Annotated in this window: 16 protein-coding genes; 4 read left to right on the plus strand and 12 right to left on the minus strand. The window is 52.9% G+C overall.

Features of this window, described 5'->3' with window-relative positions:
- Nucleotides 1-301: 301 nt before the first annotated feature.
- Nucleotides 302-1,216 (plus strand): SapC family protein, encoded by a 915-nt coding sequence (locus tag AACY98_RS11470; RefSeq protein WP_126980210.1) that lies wholly within the window; start codon nt 302-304, stop codon nt 1,214-1,216.
- A 109-nt stretch (nt 1,217-1,325) separates the two neighbouring features.
- Here the strand turns inward: AACY98_RS11470 and AACY98_RS11475 are convergent, their stop codons facing one another.
- From AACY98_RS11475 to AACY98_RS11520, 10 genes are all read right to left on the minus strand, one after another.
- Nucleotides 1,326-3,809 (minus strand): CHASE2 domain-containing protein, encoded by a 2,484-nt coding sequence (locus tag AACY98_RS11475; protein WP_339805128.1) that lies wholly within the window; start codon nt 3,807-3,809, stop codon nt 1,326-1,328.
- Nucleotides 3,810-3,920: 111 nt separating this feature from the next.
- Nucleotides 3,921-4,550, minus strand: coding sequence for an ABC-type transport auxiliary lipoprotein family protein (locus tag AACY98_RS11480; protein WP_339805130.1), 630 nt, complete (start codon nt 4,548-4,550; stop codon nt 3,921-3,923).
- Nucleotides 4,547-5,500: an MlaD family protein gene (locus AACY98_RS11485; protein WP_339805132.1), complete on the minus strand. Its 954-nt coding sequence runs from the start codon at nt 5,498-5,500 to the stop codon at nt 4,547-4,549. Before AACY98_RS11485 ends, AACY98_RS11480 begins: the two co-directional genes overlap by 4 nt.
- Entirely contained in the window at nt 5,500-6,387 is an 888-nt protein-coding gene (locus tag AACY98_RS11490; protein WP_339805134.1) for an ABC transporter ATP-binding protein, read from the minus strand. Before AACY98_RS11490 ends, AACY98_RS11485 begins: the two co-directional genes overlap by 1 nt.
- Complete coding sequence (locus AACY98_RS11495) at nt 6,384-7,517, minus strand: MlaE family ABC transporter permease (protein WP_339805136.1); 1,134 nt, start codon at nt 7,515-7,517, stop codon at nt 6,384-6,386. Before AACY98_RS11495 ends, AACY98_RS11490 begins: the two co-directional genes overlap by 4 nt.
- 184 nt (nt 7,518-7,701) lie before the next feature.
- On the minus strand, nt 7,702-8,073 hold the full coding sequence (gene speD, locus AACY98_RS11500) for an adenosylmethionine decarboxylase (protein WP_339805138.1): 372 nt from the start codon (nt 8,071-8,073) through the stop codon (nt 7,702-7,704).
- Nucleotides 8,073-8,216 (minus strand): hypothetical protein, encoded by a 144-nt coding sequence (locus AACY98_RS11505; protein ID WP_339805140.1) that lies wholly within the window; start codon nt 8,214-8,216, stop codon nt 8,073-8,075. The genes speD and AACY98_RS11505 overlap by 1 nt, the downstream gene beginning before the upstream one ends.
- Nucleotides 8,217-8,237: 21 nt before the next feature.
- A complete protein-coding gene (locus AACY98_RS11510) occupies nt 8,238-9,782 on the minus strand; it encodes a DUF4178 domain-containing protein (RefSeq protein ID WP_339805142.1) in 1,545 nt (514 codons plus the stop codon).
- 37 nt (nt 9,783-9,819) lie between these two features.
- Nucleotides 9,820-10,860 carry an SPFH domain-containing protein gene (locus AACY98_RS11515; RefSeq protein ID WP_339805144.1) on the minus strand — a complete coding sequence of 347 codons (1,041 nt, stop codon included), beginning with the start codon at nt 10,858-10,860 and terminating at the stop codon, nt 9,820-9,822.
- Between the two features lie 40 nt (nt 10,861-10,900).
- Nucleotides 10,901-11,305, minus strand: a complete 405-nt coding sequence (locus tag AACY98_RS11520) for a DUF350 domain-containing protein (RefSeq protein WP_204250873.1) — start codon at nt 11,303-11,305, stop codon at nt 10,901-10,903.
- 318 nt (nt 11,306-11,623) lie between these two features.
- Between AACY98_RS11520 and AACY98_RS11525 the strand changes: the two genes are divergently transcribed.
- Both AACY98_RS11525 and AACY98_RS11530 read left to right on the plus strand, forming a co-directional pair.
- A complete protein-coding gene (locus AACY98_RS11525) occupies nt 11,624-13,135 on the plus strand; it encodes a polyamine aminopropyltransferase (RefSeq protein ID WP_339805147.1) in 1,512 nt (503 codons plus the stop codon).
- Nucleotides 13,136-13,146: 11 nt separating this feature from the next.
- The gene (locus AACY98_RS11530; protein WP_339805149.1) at nt 13,147-14,799 is read left to right on the plus strand and encodes an NAD(P)-binding protein; all 1,653 of its coding nucleotides are present in this window, start codon (nt 13,147-13,149) and stop codon (nt 14,797-14,799) included.
- A gap of 57 nt (nt 14,800-14,856) precedes the next feature.
- Here AACY98_RS11530 and AACY98_RS11535 read toward each other — a convergent pair whose 3' ends face one another.
- The gene (locus AACY98_RS11535) at nt 14,857-15,348 is read right to left on the minus strand and encodes a single-stranded DNA-binding protein (RefSeq protein ID WP_339805152.1); all 492 of its coding nucleotides are present in this window, start codon (nt 15,346-15,348) and stop codon (nt 14,857-14,859) included.
- Nucleotides 15,349-15,449: 101 nt separating this feature from the next.
- Complete coding sequence (locus tag AACY98_RS11540; RefSeq protein WP_339805154.1) at nt 15,450-16,667, minus strand: MFS transporter; 1,218 nt, start codon at nt 16,665-16,667, stop codon at nt 15,450-15,452.
- A 301-nt stretch (nt 16,668-16,968) separates the two neighbouring features.
- Between AACY98_RS11540 and fba the strand changes: the two genes are divergently transcribed.
- Nucleotides 16,969-18,033 carry a class II fructose-bisphosphate aldolase gene (gene fba, locus AACY98_RS11545; protein ID WP_339805157.1) on the plus strand — a complete coding sequence of 355 codons (1,065 nt, stop codon included), beginning with the start codon at nt 16,969-16,971 and terminating at the stop codon, nt 18,031-18,033.
- Nucleotides 18,034-18,130 lie beyond the last annotated feature (97 nt).

Below are 18,130 nucleotides of genomic sequence, written 5' to 3' on the forward strand. Positions count from 1 at the left end.
ATCCTGCCCAATATCGGCTATTGTTCGCGTTTATTTACATCAAACGCCTCACACTCCACCTTTATTGCCTATACATACAATTTATGATATACATTATAAATATCCGTTTTTAAGCCATTTTAAAATGGAATTTTTTCACGTTTTTGTGATAAATGTTGTTTTCGCGGATATATAAAGGGTCCAGAATATATTTTCCCGGAGATTCTGATTTACACTGTAACGTTGTCTAAATAAAAATTTCAGGGATGAGTTTACTTTATCCATAGAACCGATCACTACAATAATTTACTGACAGCAAATTATGGCCACAACGTCCTCTTTACCTGATGCGAGCAACGCTAGCAGATTAGGCCCGACCAGACTGCTGCAGAAGTTTGAGCCTTTAACTTATGACCGTTACTGGCGTTATGGACTGCTGCGACCGGATACACAATACGCCTTCTATCGCAATGTGAATTCTGCTCCGATTGGCGTATCAGAGTTTGCCCAGATCAGTGCTCATCTGCCGATTGTTTTTATGGATGATGACAAGCAGCATCCTTATGTCGTGCTTGGCCTTCTGCCCCACATCAATCTGGCGCTGAGCCACAAAGACGTATGGCGTACCGGCCTTTATCAACCCAACTACATCCGGCTTTACCCGTTTGGCTCGATCGTGTTACAGGAGCAACGGACTGAAGGCGTATTTTCTGACAGCGTCCCGATCCCGGAAGATCAGGACTCTATGTCTCATAACAAAACGCTGTTGGCAATCGACACATCGACACCTTTGCTGGTACCGATGCAAAACAACCCGGACGCAACCCCGCTGTTCGAGCAGGATGGTTCGGTAACACCGGTTGTCACACAAATTATTGCGTTGCAGTCCACCCTGAAACGCGATCAGGTGGCTACTTCTTCATTCTTGGCGGCCATGCGGGCCAATAAACTGCTGAGTGAAAAGTCCATCAAAATCCACTTTGATGACAACACCACGCTGACGGTGAGTGGATTCAGCACGATCAGCCGCACCAAGTTCAACCAGTTATCTCCTACCGTGATAGAGCGATGGAAAGAACTGGGCTACCTCAGCCTGATTGAACACCACTGGAACTCTCAGAAAAAATGGGGGCTGCTGATTGCATTGCATGAAAGAAGAATGTCCCGTGATCTGCGGGCACTGCGCAAGAAAAGAGGCGCAATGCCGCCATTTACATCACCGGATACGCAGATTTAAGCGCATTTTGCTGTGGCAATGCATGTACCGTTTCGCACCCCATGCGCGCTTGGGGCCTAGCGCCGCCACAGCCTTGGGTGTTTCCATCGGCCTTGAACCCCAAACACGATCAGACCATAAACTCAATCATCACCCCGATTGAGCGCTCCGTTTGCTCCACCCTGACAGTGCCGGCATGGCGCGTCATGGTCACATTCACCGCCCACCACTGCAGCGTCTCGGGCTCAATTTCGGCAGGCAAAGTCTCTTGTGGTACCGGCTGCTTAAAAATATGCTTTTTCTGCTCATAAGCGGAAATATCTGTCACCGGGAATATCAGATAGACCTGTTTATGCCGCACCATTTTCTGCGCTGCCCCAAAATCCTGCCGCTGCTTGACCTTGATCACGGGCATTTTCCCGCCCCCGCTGATGCAAACCAGCAATGAAACAACCGTATGCAACGCCTTGCTCAAAATCTGCGGGTCCCCTTTCATCATCAGGCTTTCCGTCAGCGGTATTTGAGACAAATCCCATGGCAGATCCTGTTCTGCACAAACACGGGCAAGCTCATGCAGCAGCAGCTCTGATAAATCCAGTTTCTCGCTGATATAAATCGATGTCTGGGCGTACTCAAAATCCAAAAATCCCCGCACCTGCATGACCAAATCCGCAAGGCTCTGCCGTACCCACTTTTCACAACGGTGCGATTCCGTATTTTTCTCTAAACCAATTAACTGCTCACACACATTTTCCTGCAGGTAGCGCAACACCTGATCTCTTTGTATTTCAGAGCGCTGTCCGCCAGACAGGTTCACCAGCGTCACAAGCCATCCTTGCGAACGTTCAATGGTCATCACCCGGGGCACTATTTTCAACAGATAAGGTGCCCCCGTCTTGCCATCGTTCACCTCAACCCATCCAGCCTGAAGTACAGAGGAATCCTCTGCCATAAAGTCAATTAACGCTTTTGCATATGCACTTTGCTCATACTGTTGTAACAGGCTTCTGAGGAAATGAGATGACAACAATGCCGATAAATGATGCGCCTGCACCTCCGTATCCCCAAAGAACTCCTCTCCTCCTAGTGCCGGCTCAAACGCCATGGTCGGTAGTGGCGGATTCACCCGAAACAGCCTGCGGGCTTCTGTATTTGACAAAATCACCTGCCCACTCGCATCAGTGACCAGCATGACATACGGCAGTTCATCCAGGCTTTGGCGAACCATCTGCTGCAACTCCCTCAGTTGCCATGCCGCACTTTCAAAAGCCTGTAAATTCCTCTCCAGACGGTCTCCGTAAACATGTTGTGGATCGCGGAAAAATCCGTTTTCCCTGCGCATACGGGAAAATTCCGCCATGATCTGCTGCATGGCCAGTTCCAGCCTGCGCCAGCTCCATAGCGGATACGCCAGCATCAGACAAACCAGAGAGGCGGCGGGCAACACCTGAATAGAGGCAAACCGCCGCAACAGCCACATGCAGATCAGGTCCAGCAGCATCAGCAATACGATTCCGCTCAACACCGTGCGGGGCTGCCCCAGATAAAACAACGGGATTGCCAGCAAAACAGGAATCAGATTAAAAATGATATTGCCCCACAGCGGAGCCGGATACCGGTGCACATTCTGCAACAAACCATCCAGCACATTGGCAATGATCTCCACCCCCGGCATCAGCGCATCGGTGCTGGACATGGGCGTTGCAAATGTATCCCCCAGTCCCAGCGCCGTTCCACCCACCAGAACGTATTTGCCACTTAACTGTTCTGCCCCGACTTTGCCCTCATACACATCAATATACGAATACCGCTGATAACTGCCCGGAGGGCCTGCATAAGGAATCAGCATGTGGTAATCCTGCAGCCACTCCCGGCCAATCACATGTCCGTCAGGCCCTTCACTTTCAAGTTTTTTGATTGCATCAATAACATTCCGCGACGCCCTGACACCTGGAATCAGATATTGCTGACCTTTTTTCTGCTGCCCCAGTTCCCACATCGCCAATGCCATATGGTTCCAGATACCACCCGCAGCACCATCCCGCCCTTCACGCAGATTAATACTGCGGGCAATGCCATCAGGGTCCGGGATTAAGTTAATATGCGCCAGTTGCTCAGCACTATCGGCCAACTCTCCGGCAGGCTTCAAAACCTCTATCCAGCCATCACCTCCGGCAGGCTGGTATGTGGATATCGGCAGCACAACCGGATTATTTTGCCGGATGGAAGACGCAAGTACGGTATCTGCCAGAGGGTCCATGCGCTCCTCTTCCGGCATAAAAATATCCAGCCCGACAACTTTGGCGCCAGCCTCATGCAAACGGCTCAGCAACACCGCATGTGTTTGCCTTGGCCACGGCCAGCGGCCAAACCCCAATCCGGCAGATTTCGCAAATTCTGCAATGCTGTCGTCATCAATGGCAACAATCACAATATCGGACGACACTCTGCGCCCATCCAGCCGCGCACTCAGATCGGCCAAAAGGCGATCCACCCGGCCCAACCCGTTCATCAGGGATAAACCTATGGTCAGCACCAGCAGCCCAGCCACAAAGATCATCCAATGACGGCGAGCCCGCTGCCTGCGCCAGTACTGCTGCATCTGCCACAACATACCGCATCAATCCTTTAAGGCCATCATGATGTATGCCAAAACACACTTTCCTTTAAAAAGGAGCAGAGTACCCGGTTTCGCTGTACCGATCTGATTCCGTACACGTCACCTTCATTTTCGAATCCGGCCTTCAACCCATTGTGACACCTGCTGCACCACAATGTCTGAGGCCTGAGCCAGCGCCTGCACCGCACCAGCGGCGTTAGCCGAGCCGGCCACCTGCTCCACATGAAAAAGCTTTTGCTCCAGAACTTCGCCATTGCGCAGCAAAGTCGCACGCAACTGAACTACCCCGGCACTATGCTGCTCACTGGTAAAGTGCTGTGAAAAATCCTCCAGCGTCAGCAGCAATATCCAGCCTTCTTTACCGGACCACTCGCCATACAGAACCACCGGATAATGCAGCCCCAACTGCTGCTGCAACCTGATCCGCAGCATTTCCGCCGGGGGCTGTGCCCACCGGGACTCGTTATAAACCCTGGGTTCATACGACTGCGCCTGTGCAAAACGATACACAATCCTCTGCCCATCAATCACGCCGCGTGCATCAATCTCCGGAATCACAATCACATCCTGCTGCGCAGAAGGAGGTGTAGCTGTTACAGACGCAGGCGTCCACACCCCCAGATCATACTGAACCGGCTCCGGCCCCCGGGGGCCAATGGGCGCACACGCCCCCACAATGGCGGCCATTGCCAGCAGGAAAAACACTCGAGACAGATTCAAGAAATAACGGCTCATGGATTTCCTCTTTGTGATGAGTAAGGTGATTCAAACCCTGCTTCTCCAGGGCCCGGCCGGGGCTGCCCATAGCCAAAAATCAAAGACTGCGGCTGTCCGTCAAGCCGCTGTAAAAACCGCTTCAAAGACGAAAACATCCGGTCAGCACTGCGGGCTGCCTGATCAATACGCGGCAGCGTCACGGCATTCAAATGATCTGCCGCGCCTGCCAACGCCTGCGTCCCTGCCACAATGTTTTCAATGGCCCCACCTGGCGCCACCAGTCCGGAAACCATTTTATCGGCATTATGTGCCAGACTTCTGACCTCGCTCAGCGTGCTGCTCGCGTCGGTCATCACCCGGTCCATCTTGGTATCCAGCGTCCGGCTCAATTGTGAAACCTGGTCTGCCGCCTGCCCAATACTCTCAACTGCACTGAACAGCGTCTGTTCATTGTCTTTTGATAACCAGCTGTTCAGATTCTTTAATGTGTCTTCTGCCTGGGTCAGCACTCCCTGTGCTGTTTCCGCAAAGCTTTGCAGTGTATTGGCCTGCAGCGGAATCTGCGGCACCCCGGAGGTATCATCTGTATAAAGCGGCTGGCCACGCTGATCCGTTGGCGATTTCAGGTCATTCATCAACTCAATATATACCAGCCCCGTCACCCCCCGGTAATTGAATACAGCATATGTTGAGCGGGTAATTGGCGCCTGTTCATCAATCTGCATCCGAATACGGACTTTATTCGGTTGGTCCGCAAGAAACTCAACCGATTCAACCACCCCGACATTGATCCCCTGCAACTGGACGCTGGCCTGTGGTGCAATGCCGTTGACAGAACTGGTGGTCACGATGTCATAAGGAACACGCACCGTCTTGTCCTTTGAAAACCAGAGCACAACACAGATCACCATGGCAATCATGATCACCACAAACGCGCCAGCTATGGTTGCATGCGCCTTGCTTTCCATTAAAAATCTCCTTGTTCTGACTTCGCCACTGGCTCTTGCCGGGCCTGCACGGATAAATCACTTCGATCTGCCAGGGCCCCCTGCGCACGTTTGCCACGTGCACCATTAAAAAAGTGATCAATAAACGGATGCTTGAGCTGAACCACTTTTTCAGGTGCATCCATAATCAATACCTTTTTTTCTGCCAGCACCGCCACGTGTGTTGCCACTTCAAAAATAGTATCCAGGTCGTGCGTCACCATGACCACGGTCAACGCCATTTCCCTGTGCATAGACGCCAGCAGCGCCACAAAATCCTCAGAAGCTTCCGGGTCCAGCCCGGCGGTCGGCTCATCCAGCAGCAACAGCGGCGGATCCATGATCAGTGCCCGAGCCAATGCCACCCGCTTGATCATGCCCCCGGACAGATCTGAAGGCCGTTTCCAGGCATCCGTCATTTTAAGCCCGACCATCTGCAGTTTGACGGCTGCACTCTGCAATGCTGCTTCACGCGATACCGCACCATGTTCCAGCAGCGGGAATGCAATGTTTTCAATCACCGAAAAAGTTGAAAACAACGCCCCCTGCTGAAACAGCATACCAATCCGTGCTGCCGCCACACGCCGCAATTCCGGCGCATCCGGCGGGTTACCCTGAATCATCACCGTTCCAGCGCTCGGGTGCAACAGCCCAAGCATTTGTTTAAGCAGCGTCGTTTTCCCCGAACCCGATCCCCCCACCAGCGCCACGATCTGCTTGCGCCGGACAATCAAATTCACATGCTCGTGAATCACAGCGGTGCCAAACTGGGTTTTCAGGTCTTTCACCTCAATCACCACATCATCACCCTGCCCTGAAGAGGATGATGCAGGTGCTGCAGCATGGGTGTTTTGCTGGGCTTCTGTCATATCGGCACATTCCTGCACAGAATCGCAAACACGGCATCCGCCAGAATCACCGCGGTGATGGACGTCACCACGGAAGCCGTGGTGCCATTGCCCAGACTTTCGGTATCTGACTTCACCCGCAGCCCATAGTGGCAGCCGATCAGTGCCACCAGTATGCCAAACACAACGCTCTTGCCCAGATTCATCCAGATGTTCCCCATGGACACCGCTTCAGGCAGGCTTTGCAGGAAATACTGGTATGAAATATCCATCGACATTCCGGCAACCACCATCCCGCCAAAAATCATCATCAGCGAAGTCCACATGGAAACCAGCGGCATCGAAAATGCCAATGCCACAACCCGGGGCCAGACCAAACGATATGTCGCCGGAATCCCCAGCACATGCATGGCATCCAGCTCTTCGCGCAGGCGCATCACCCCGATCTGGGCTGTGATGGTAGAGCCGGAGCGCCCCGCCACCAGAATGGCCGCCAGCAACGGCCCGATTTCGCGCATGGCGGTCAGCCCGATGAAATTCACAATATATTCCTGGGCGCCAAAAGTACGCAACAGGTTAGAGAGCAAGTACACAAACACCACACCAATCAGCAGACCGACCAGTCCTGTAATCGGCAGTGCCTGCGCGCCCATGCGCAATACCTGTGCCGACAAATCCTTCCATGGCGCCTTGGCCGGATTTTTGATAACCCGCCCGGTATCCAGAACCCACTGGCCTAACAACTGCATAAACACCAGCAGGTGCTCCATCAGCCGAAAGAATGCATACCCCAGATTCGCCAGTATGCCGTTACGGGGAGCGGGTGGTGCCAGCTCATCGCCCTGGGATACGGTAAAAGCCTCCAGCCGCTTAAACAAATCCGCCTGCCCCGGCTCCAGTTGAATTTTCTCGGGCAACTGACCGCTCCAGCACTGCCATAACAACTGGGCACCAATATGATCCAGCCAGATTCCGGTCAAATCCCATTGGGTTTGAGACGCTTTTTTCTGCAGCAACTGTTGCCGTAACTGGTTGACCTGCTTGCGGTTTTGCAACGCGGCAACCACCCAGTCCCCCTCAAGCACGCAGGCCTGCCCCTCAACCTTCAGAGACGGCGGGCTTAATTGCAAAGAATGAGAGGCCAAGGTCATTTGTAATGGGTTGCGTCAGAATTACAGAGGGGTGTTCAATTTCTTCTGCCGGGTTTGGGCATACATTTTATCTGCTGTAGTTTACATGACCTGCTGAAAACACGTGAAAGGCCCAGATTCGCAGCATTCCGTTTTGACGACAAAAGGCCTTCCGTTTCTGCACCCCACAGGGTCCGGCATTCCATCATGCGGCCGGTGGTTTGCCTCTTTGGTGCAGATTAAAAACAAAGCTCTGCGGCCCGAAAGCCTGCTTGAGATAATCCACGGCACAGTGGATCTGGTGCGCACCACACATGAAGATATCAATCGCAGCAAACTGGTGCTCAGGCCAGGTATGGATACTGATATGGGACTCGCTGAGCAGTAACACACCCGTGATCCCCAGGTTTTGTCCAAAATGGTGAAAATTGCTCTGCAATACCGTCGCCCCTGCTAAACGGGCCGCCTCCAGCAAATACTGCCGAATCAGCCCCTCATCGCAAGCCAACTCTGCATCAATACCGTAAAGGTCGAGCAGCCCATGCTCACCAACAGCAGGAAAGGTTGCTCCCATCATTATTTATGCCAGATGCTGCCGCTACGGCCACTGCTGTAGGAGCTGCCCGAAGACCAACTGCGATCCGGCCCGGATACCCAGTAGTTGATACCCGTACCAATCAAAACCACTGTAATGCAATACCAGATAAGAAAATCTTTCATATCGCCACCATCTTTTTGCAGTTAATCATCTTCCGCTTCTGAAAAAGGAGACCCCAGCAAGAGATACACAACAACCGTCACCATGATGACCCCAATCAGTCCGCCCGAACTCAGGCTGCGCATAAAAGCCGGTATGTTCAACACGATGAAAATGATCATCATCACACTGGTAATATGTCCACCCGAGGCACCAGCCCCACGGGCCAGCGCTACCTGCTCCAGGTCCGGGCGGCCAAACCATTTCGCCAACTCCGCTGCACTGACAGGCCGTGAAACACTCCAGTTCAACTCTTCACGGGTCCGCTCCGCGCACAGCTTGCCTTTGTCATAGCGGTAATCCTGGTAATAAGTAATGTCACCAGGCTGAATATGCCAGTAGAAAGCACCTGCCGCATAGGCTACTTCACCGCCGTAATTGTACAGCTTGGTCAGCCGTTTTCCTGCTGACAGCGGCTCCAACCGCTCGTTGAACTCTGGCCAGCTATCCGGCGCATGGGATATGTCCCATTTGCCCTCACTTTGCACCAGCCACAGGAACCCTTTTTGCGGATGGTAAAGCAGATATTCCATCCAGTCGGCACTTTCAATCGGTACATGTTTGCGCCGGCCCTGGATGTATTCCAGGGTTTCATCAGGCAGCAACTCCTGAATTTTGGTCATGCCGATCAGCGTCCATTGGACACCGTTGATCTGCGCCACCTCACCCAGTTTCAGCGGGGCCTGTGCAATTTGAGCCTGGCGCATTTCATAGGTCTGCATCACCTGCGCCTTGTTCTCATCCAGGTTGATGTCGCTGTGGCAACTGGGGCAGATGATATTTTGCGCCACGCCCGGATACCAGTCTAAAGAGGCGCCGCAGCTGGGGCATTTGAATGCCGTGCGTTGCCCCCGGAGTTTTCCGGCCGTTTCCTGGATCTGCTCATTGGAGCGCAGATTCTGACAGCGCAGGTTTTCCAATGTGACCGCTTTGCCATGGTATACCAGAGGTGTTTTGGGGTCCTGGCTGTAATCCAGCGTCATGAACAGTTGCCGGTGCCGGAAATCCGCCCCCAGCACAAGCTCATCTTCTTTGAGTACAAACGGCAACTCACCCCGCGCATTGGCCTTGACGCTGGTGGCGTTCCGCACGTCAGAAGCCACAAAGCTATACTGGGCATACTGCACCTGCGTGACACCTGCCACAATATCTTTGAACGCCGGCGGTTTATTCAGCGGCTTGGCAATGCGGGTCATGACATACTGACCACTGAAATCAGCCAGCCAGCCATATGAGCTGTCATCATAAAGCACATACCACTCATTCCAGAAGCCGCGGTTGTACTGAATCTGCAGTTGCCCGATGATGGTAAACGCTTTGCCCTGAAATGTACCGCTGGTATAAAGCTGCAGAGGAGAAAAGTTCTCAATCAGCGCCGATTTTTTCCCAGAGTCGACCGCACCATCACCTGAACGGATCAGCGTACTGTGGCAATACTCGCAGACCACCAGCGCAGATGTTGCCGAATACACAGGAACCGTCGCACCGCAACTGGGGCAACTTAAAGAAAAAACCGCGTTCAGAGCCATACCAACCAATCAGCCTAATTTATATTTTTTTTCGATATCATCCCACCAGTTTTTTCAGAATTTCTGTTTTGGTCGCGTCATAATCCTGCTGCGTGATCAGCCCCTTGTCCAGCATCTCTTTCAGCTTGGCCAGCTTGGCATCAGGCGACTCCTGCCGGGGTGCAACGACCGGCTCTGCCGGGTTTGCGGCAGCCGGCGTGGCCTGCGCGCCTACGGCCATGTTCTGCGCCATAGCGGTAGACATGACCTGCCCCATATTCATACCGGCAGCCAATCCAGCGCCGATACCGGCAATGCCGCCTTCATTTTGTGCCGCCAGCGGAATACTGGAAGCGGTCTGGTACTGCGTGTACTTGCCCATGTCGCCAATAATCCCCATGGAAATGCGCTCATCCATGGCTTTTTGCAGCGCTTCGGGCAGTGAGATGCTTTCCACTGCAAACGTATCCAGCTCCAGGCCGTAACACTCAAATGCCGGCGCCATGGCTTCGGCCATTTTCTGCGACAGCGCCATCTGATTGGCAGCCATATCAATGAACGGAATCTCTGAGCCGCCAAACAGGCTGCTCAACGTCGTCATAACCAGGTTGCGCAGTTGCCCTTCCAGGGTTTTGCCATCGTACTCGCTGCAAACCCCGGAGATCTCTTTGAAGAAATGAGCCGGGTTGGTAATGCGGTACGAGTACATGCCGAAAGCACGCACACTGACAATACCAAACTCTTTGTCGCGGATGGTAATCGGCTGTGGTGTACCCCATTTACGACCAAGCTGCAGTTTGGTATTGAAGAAATACACATCCGATTTAAACGGAGACTCAAAAAACTTGTCCCAGTTTTTCAGATACGTCAGAATCGGCAGCGTTTGCGTATTGAGCTTGTACATGCCCGGGCCAAATGTATCAGCCACCTTGCCTTCATCGACAAACAGCGCCATCTGCGACTCACGCACCGTCAGTTGCGCGCCGGTCTGAATTTCCTCATCCTGCATGGGAAAGCGCCACACCAGAATTTCATCCTGCGGATCAGGCCACTGGATGACATCAATAAATTGCTTCTTGATAAAACTCATCAGTCCCATACCAGACTCCTTCTCAAATCCTCAAATTAAAAATGTCGTTTCAGCTCAGGCATGCAGCATTGATAATGCCAATACCCAGCGATATCACACAAAACAGCGTACCCACAGCCACATTGTTATCTTCCAGTTCCATCCTGGCATTGGGGATCAGGCGTGCAATCACAAAAAACACCAGCAACTGCACCACCGCAGAACACGCCCCCCAGACCATGAACGTCAGCAGGTTGTCTGCGTGCGCAATGCTGGAGGCCAGCGTCAGAGAGAACCCGACCAGCGCGCCACCAAATGAGAGCGCCGCAGCAACACAGCCCTCTTTAATCAGCGTCAGCTCCTTGACCGGCGTCATATGGACATATATGAAGATAAACACCGCCATCATCAAAATACCGGCACCGATATACGACAAATATAACGAAAACTGGCTAAGCGTAATGGTGATACTCATAAACTCTCTCTTTGTTTGTCCTGCTCTTTTTCACAATCCGGCATTCACATGTAACCGAAACGATAAATACTGACGTCAATGCCATACAATGCGATAATTCTTTCGCACTTCAAAATCCTGTAGCAACATCAAAAGCTGGATCTGCACCGCATTTTCTTACATGAAATGACAGAAACGCTCATGGATTTTGGCGATGATACCATGTGAATGCCAAGGTAAACTATTTTTTAACGCTTCAAAATCATTTTTGTATCAAACAGCCGCATTTATGCATCTTTTTTCACATCTGCCCACTGATGCCCCCGGTTGCAATCCCATATGTTAAACCGCACACTCATTATTTCCGTTTTCATTGTTGCCTCCTGCGGACTGGCTTATGAACTGATTGCCGGCGCGCTATCCAGCTACCTGCTGGGGGACTCCATTTTGCAGTTCTCCTCCATCATCGGCAGCTACCTGTTTGCCATGGGCATTGGCGCACATCTGTCCAAATATGTCAAAGACGAAGACGCACTCGCCCGGTTCATCGACATAGAGTTGCTGGTCGGCCTGATTGGCGGCCTGTCTGCTTTATTTTTGTTTGTGGTATTTGCCTGGGCTGCCGCACCTTTTCGCACCGTGCTGTATGCACTGGTACTGATCATCGGCATTCTGGTCGGCATGGAAATTCCACTCGTAATGCGTGTGCTCAATCTGCGCGAAACGGACTTCAAGGAAATGGTCAGCAAGGTGCTGACATTTGATTACCTGGGAGCGCTGGCGGTTTCGTTGCTGTTCCCGCTGGTACTGGCGCCGCGGCTGGGCATGTCGCGCACCGCACTGTTGTTTGGCGTGCTCAATGCCGCAGTCGCTTTTCTGGCTACCCATATTTTCCGCCGGGAACTGCCTGGCTACCGGAAAATACATATCCGCTCCACAGTGGTGCTGACATTGCTCATCACCGCTTTTGTATTTGCCAACAAGGTCACCTACTGGGCCGAACAATCCTATTTTGGCGACCCGATTGTCTATACCACCACAACCCCTTACCAGCGCATTGTCATTACCCGCTGGCAAGATGATACCCGCCTGTTTCTGAACGGCAACCTGCAGTTCTCCTCCAAAGATGAACACCGCTATCACGAAGCGCTGGTATTGCCTGCCATGGAAGCAGCGCCGCAAGCCAGGCACATTCTGGTACTGGGTGGCGGCGACGGGCTGGCCGTGCGTGAAATACTCAAATACCCTCAGGTAGAAAGCATTACGCTGGTTGACCTGGACCCGGCCATGACTCAGTTGTTCACAACGTCGGCTGACTTATCTGAGCTGAACCAGCAGTCACTGAGCAACCCTAAAGTTCAGGTGATCAACGACGACGCCGGGAAGTGGATCGAAACCAACCGGCAGATCTATGACCTGATTATCGTCGACCTGCCGGACCCCTCCAACTTTGCATTGGGTAAACTGTACTCGGTACCGATGTACCGCCAGCTCTCACGCTCGTTAAGCGACCATGGGTACATGGTGGTGCAGTCCACCTCACCCTATTTTGCGCCCCGCGCCTACTGGTGCATTGTGGAAACGTTAAAAACGGCCGGGTTTACCACCTGGCCTTACCATGCGTATGTGCCATCTTTTGGAGAATGGGGTTATGTGCTGGTCAGCAAGGCACAACCGTTTACACCACCGGAACACTACAGCGTGCCGGCCCGCTTTCTCAATGGCTACACGACCAGGCTGATGTTTGACTTTCCGCCCGATATGCAGGCGATGGAAGTGCAGCCCAATTACCTTAACACCCAGGCACTGGTGAATTATTTTGAAGCCGACTGGAATAACTCTATCCGCTGACATATCACACCATGACTGAACCGACATGGACCCGCAGACGTCTGGCAGGCAACGCTTTAGGGCTTGCGGCCGCCAGTGCTTTTCCATGGTACTGGTATACCCACCTCAGGCCCCAGCCGCCCCGGATCAACGTGCACCGTCCGGGCATCACCATGGGGCACCAGGTACGTGATCATCGGTCATTTCCTGCGCCCAAGCATACCTGGTCATGTGACGTCATGATCGTCGGCAGTGGCGCTGCCGCCTTAACTGCCGCCTGGAAACTCAAGCGTGAGAGATATACCCGCTTTGTCATGCTGGAAGGCCCCGAACCCAATGGCAATAATGCAGGCATCACCAACCGGGAGCTCAATTACCCCAGCGGCGCACACTATCTGGCACTGCCATCGCAGGAATCGCGCCACATCCGTGAAATGCTCGCAGATATTGGTGTGCTGCAAAGCGACCCCTATGCCTTGGCACCGGTATACGACGAAATGGTACTGGTACATGCACCGGAAGAAAGACTGCTGCACAAAGGCACCTGGCAGGAAACCATGTTGCCGCAGGAGGATGCGGACAGCACCCGTTTTTTTGCGCTGGTTGAGCAGCTCAGCCAGACCAGGGGCAACGATGGCAAGCCCTTGTTTGCCATTCCGCTGGCGCTGTCATCGCAGGATACTGAGTGGCGCGCGTTGGACGGCATGACATTCCAACAATGGCTGCAGGACAACCATTACCAGTCACCTTCTCTGCTGTGGTATTTAAATTACTGCTGCCGCGACGATTACGGTCAGGGTATTCAAAAAGTTTCCGCATGGGCCGGGCTGCACTACTTCGCCTGCCGTACCGGACACGCCCAGCACGCCGGCAAAGGCGCGGTACTGACCTGGCCTGACGGACTGGCCACGCTGAGCAACAAGCTGCGTGATTTTGTCGGTTTTCAAAAGCAGACTGCTTTTGAGCCGCAACTGGATATAGGCCCTGTCAACATGGCCGGAACGCTTTTGCAGGCACAGGAGTACCCTGATCATGTGGAACTGCTGATCGGCGTCATGAACCAGCAGCAACTGCAAACGGTGCGTGTACAGGCCCAAAAAGTCATTTGTGCCATGCCGCTGTATATTGCCTCACATGTTGTGCAAAATATCAAACAATACGGCTTTGAGCCGGCCATACATATGCCGGTATATGCCCCCTGGATGATTTCCAATTTTGTATTCACCTCTTTCCCCAACGAGTCAGAAGGCGCCCCTTTATCCTGGGATAACGTTGTGCACAACGGGCCGGGACTGGGATATGTCGTCTCCACCCACCAGCTGATCCGCGCGGCCAAGCCGGAACGCACGGCCTTCACCGCCTACTATGCGATGGACGAGGCGGAACCCTCAGCCGTGCGCAACTGGATGATAGAGGCCAACGAGCCAAAACTGGTTGACAAGGCCATCAGCGATCTGAAACTGGCTTACCCCGACGATTTATCGCGGCATCTGCAACAAATTGACATTACCCTGCGCGGCCATGCCATGGCCAGCCCGACACCGGGCTATTTGAACAACGAAGGATTCAAAGCGCTGCAACAAAATAACAGCCGCATGCTGTTTGCGCACTCCGATCTGTCTGGCTATTCGGTATTTGAAGAGGCGGCATGGTGGGGTTATCAAGCGGCTTTACGCATACTGTAACCCATAAAAAAACCTTGCCAGCGTTCTGGCAAGGTTTGGCATTCTGCGCTGATTTGTTTAAAACGGGATATCGTCGTCCATATCGTCAAAACCCGAGCCTTCATTGGCAGAACTGGCAGGCTGGCGCGCCGGAGCAGGTTTGCTTGCCGGCTGCTGTGCTGCTCTGGGTGCATAACCGCCATCATAACTGCCGCCGCCGGAACCGCCACCATCGCCTCTGCCGCCCAGCAGCTTCATGCTCTCCGCAATGATTTCAGTGGTATAGCGGTCCATCCCCTCTTTGTCCTGCCATTTGCGGGTACGCAAACGGCCCTCAATGTAGCAGGAACTGCCTTTTTTCAGATACTCGCCTGCAATTTCGGCCAGCCGGTCATACAGCACAACGCGATGCCATTCGGTTTCTTCCTGCCGCTCACCCGTATTGCGATCTTTCCATTGGCGTGACGTCGCTAGCGTCAGATTACATATCGCCGAACCCGATGCCGCGTACCGGATTTCCGGATCACGTCCAAGGTTTCCAATCAGAATCACTTTATTTACCGATGCCATGAGCCTGTGCTCTCCTGTTACTTACTTTGATACTTGTCTAGATTATGCCTGACCCATCAAAAATTACCCAGGGCAGCCATAAAACGCCCACTCAGGGCATTTTAAGAGTTGCGCAATAACCGGCTTTTTTCCAGAGGTGGCGCAATACACACCACCACCAGCCAGATCAGCACCAGTATGGCACATACGGAAAATACCACGCTGTTACCAAAAAAGGCGCTGATATGTCCGCCTAAAATACCGCCGGCAAAAAAACCCAGTGACTGGGTGGTGTTATACACCCCCAACGCCAGCCCTTTAGACTGTGGCGGCGCCACACGGGAGACCAGCGAGGGCAAACAGGCCTCCAGAATATTGAACCCGAGAAAAAATAAAAATACCGCCGATAGCAGCACTGTCGGGGTTTCCCATCCCAAAGCCAGCAATGTCTGTGTGCACAGCAATACCACAATGGCGCTGATAAACACCAGGCGCATCCGGCCATATTTTTCCGCCATGATGATCGCGGGCACCATCAGCGCCAGGCTGCCCACCAGTGCAGGCAGATACACTTTCCAGTGCGCTCCCTGCGCCAATCCGACATATTTAACCAGCGCGACCGGAATCACAACAAACATAGCCACCTGCATCAGGTGCAGCAAAAAAATACCCAGGTTCAGACGCAACAGTTCCGGCATCAGCAGCACATCGCGCCAGTGCGGTTTGTCACTTTGCGGCCTGGCCTGATCTTCCCGGGGTACTTCAGCAGGAACCACAAACAGCACCACCGCAATCGCCAGCAGTGCCAGTACTCCGGTGCCCCAGAACAACCCGTCCATACCGATGCGATCATAAAGAATGGGGCCAAACACCAGGCTGCAGGCAAATGTCAACCCGATGGAAGCGCCGATCATCGCCATCGCGCGGGTGCGGACTTCTGCCCTTGTGGTATCTGCCACCATGGCGGTGATGGCCGCAGAAATAGCCCCCGCACCTTGCAGTGCACGGCCCACAGCCATCATGCGCAACGTTTCTGCCTCGGCTGCCACAAATGAGCCGAATGCAAAAATCAGCAGCCCGATCACCATGATGCGCTTACGTCCGAAATGGTCGCTTGCCAGCCCCAAAGGAATCTGCATCAATGCCTGTGTCAGGCCATAAATTCCCAGAGCAATACCCAGCAACAGCGAGTTGTTACTGCCAGGCAATGTATCGGCATACAAAGACAATACCGGCAGCACCAGAAACAGCCCCAGCATCCGCAATGCAAAAATACCCGCCAGTGAGATGCTGGCACGGCGTTCCAGTGGCGTTAAACGCAGGCCTTTTACAGAAGTCATGGTTCTGCCCCCCAATGACCCGGCCACCAGTCAGCCAAACAGAAGACTCTGTTTAAATGGTTTTTGACAGACATTTCATGTCTTCGCAATGCATCGTGGTTGAAATTATGAATAAAACATACTGTAGCGTAATTTTATTATTCCGGCATTACTGCCCGGATTACCTGCAGACCTCTCATTTTTACGCCGTTTTAGATAAAACGGTAAAATAAAACCAATGATTCTCTGCAGCCTTCAGGTGCAGAGATTGGTTATTTAATCTGCGGTTTTTCTGTATCGCTTTTTCTGAGAGGTTCTCACCATGGCTCTTGTCTCAATGCGCCAGCTTTTGGATCATGCCGCCGAAAATGGCTATGGCATTCCGGCTTTCAACGTCAATAACTTGGAACAGGTTCAGGCTGTGATGTCTGCGGCAGATGAAGCAGGGGCTCCTGTCATTTTGCAAGCCAGTGCCGGCGCACGGAAATACGCAGGAGAGAGTTTCATCAAACACCTGATCCGCGCTGCCGTGGAAGCCTACCCGCATGTGCCGTTGTCCATGCATCAGGATCATGGTCAAAACCCCGCAGTCTGCCGGGGTGCGATTGACCTCGGGTTTTCGTCCGTCATGATGGACGGCTCTCTTGAAGCCGATGGTAAAACCATTTCCTCCTACGAATACAACGTCAAAGTCACCCAGGAAGTGGTGAAGATGGCGCATCCGTTAGGCGTCACGGTAGAGGGTGAACTGGGTTGTCTGGGCTCTCTGGAAACCATGACAGGCGACAAGGAAGACGGACACGGTGCCGAAGGCACGATGACCGCAGAGCAGTTGCTCACAGACCCCGAACAGGCGGCTGACTTTGTCAGGCAAACGCAACTGGATGCGCTGGCCATTGCCATTGGCACCAGCCATGGCGCCTATAAATTTACACGCAAGCCCACCGGCGACATTCTTTCGATCCAGCGGGTTAAAGAGATTCATGCCCGCATTCCCAATACCCACCTGGTGATGCACGGCTCTTCCAGCGTACCGCAGGAATTGCTGGCCATCATTCGCCAGTACGGTGGCGATATGAAAGAGACCTATGGCGTTCCGGTAGAGGAACTTCAGGAAGCGATCAAATACGGTGTGCGTAAGATCAATATTGATACCGATATTCGCCTGGCAATGACCGGGGCTGTACGCAAATACCTGCAGGAAAACCCAGACAAGTTTGACCCGCGTGACTTTTTGAAGCCCGCCCGCGAGGCCGCTAAAGCCGTCTGTAAAGCACGCTATCTGGCTTTTGGCTGCGAGGGGCAAGGCGCAAAAATTAAGCCCATTGCACTGACAGACATGGCCGCCCGCTATGCCAAAGGTGAATTAACCCAGGTTATTAAATGATTTCTGGCGTATCTGCCATGTTGACTTCATGACAGGCACAACACATTTTTAACTGAACTTTGCTCATGTATGCATTTGCTTTGTGTTTCATTTTTAC

The organism is Saezia sanguinis (assembly GCF_963921665.1).
Classification (GTDB): Bacteria; Pseudomonadota; Gammaproteobacteria; order Burkholderiales; family Burkholderiaceae_C; genus Saezia; species Saezia sanguinis.

Bases quoted from the DNA above. Each gene is read 5' to 3' on its own strand.
- AACY98_RS11470 (WP_126980210.1), top strand. From the start codon at position 302: ATGGCCACAACGTCCTCTTTACCTGATGCGAGCAACGCTAGCAGATTA.
- AACY98_RS11475 (WP_339805128.1), bottom strand. From the start codon at position 3,809: ATGTTGTGGCAGATGCAGCAGTACTGGCGCAGGCAGCGGGCTCGCCGT.
- AACY98_RS11480 (WP_339805130.1), bottom strand. From the start codon at position 4,550: ATGAGCCGTTATTTCTTGAATCTGTCTCGAGTGTTTTTCCTGCTGGCA.
- AACY98_RS11485 (WP_339805132.1), bottom strand. From the start codon at position 5,500: ATGGAAAGCAAGGCGCATGCAACCATAGCTGGCGCGTTTGTGGTGATC.
- AACY98_RS11490 (WP_339805134.1), bottom strand. From the start codon at position 6,387: ATGACAGAAGCCCAGCAAAACACCCATGCTGCAGCACCTGCATCATCC.
- AACY98_RS11495 (WP_339805136.1), bottom strand. From the start codon at position 7,517: ATGACCTTGGCCTCTCATTCTTTGCAATTAAGCCCGCCGTCTCTGAAG.
- speD (WP_339805138.1), bottom strand. From the start codon at position 8,073: ATGATGGGAGCAACCTTTCCTGCTGTTGGTGAGCATGGGCTGCTCGAC.
- AACY98_RS11505 (WP_339805140.1), bottom strand. From the start codon at position 8,216: ATGAAAGATTTTCTTATCTGGTATTGCATTACAGTGGTTTTGATTGGT.
- AACY98_RS11510 (WP_339805142.1), bottom strand. From the start codon at position 9,782: ATGGCTCTGAACGCGGTTTTTTCTTTAAGTTGCCCCAGTTGCGGTGCG.
- AACY98_RS11515 (WP_339805144.1), bottom strand. From the start codon at position 10,860: ATGGGACTGATGAGTTTTATCAAGAAGCAATTTATTGATGTCATCCAG.
- AACY98_RS11520 (WP_204250873.1), bottom strand. From the start codon at position 11,305: ATGAGTATCACCATTACGCTTAGCCAGTTTTCGTTATATTTGTCGTAT.
- AACY98_RS11525 (WP_339805147.1), top strand. From the start codon at position 11,624: ATGTTAAACCGCACACTCATTATTTCCGTTTTCATTGTTGCCTCCTGC.
- AACY98_RS11530 (WP_339805149.1), top strand. From the start codon at position 13,147: ATGACTGAACCGACATGGACCCGCAGACGTCTGGCAGGCAACGCTTTA.
- AACY98_RS11535 (WP_339805152.1), bottom strand. From the start codon at position 15,348: ATGGCATCGGTAAATAAAGTGATTCTGATTGGAAACCTTGGACGTGAT.
- AACY98_RS11540 (WP_339805154.1), bottom strand. From the start codon at position 16,667: ATGACTTCTGTAAAAGGCCTGCGTTTAACGCCACTGGAACGCCGTGCC.
- fba (WP_339805157.1), top strand. From the start codon at position 16,969: ATGGCTCTTGTCTCAATGCGCCAGCTTTTGGATCATGCCGCCGAAAAT.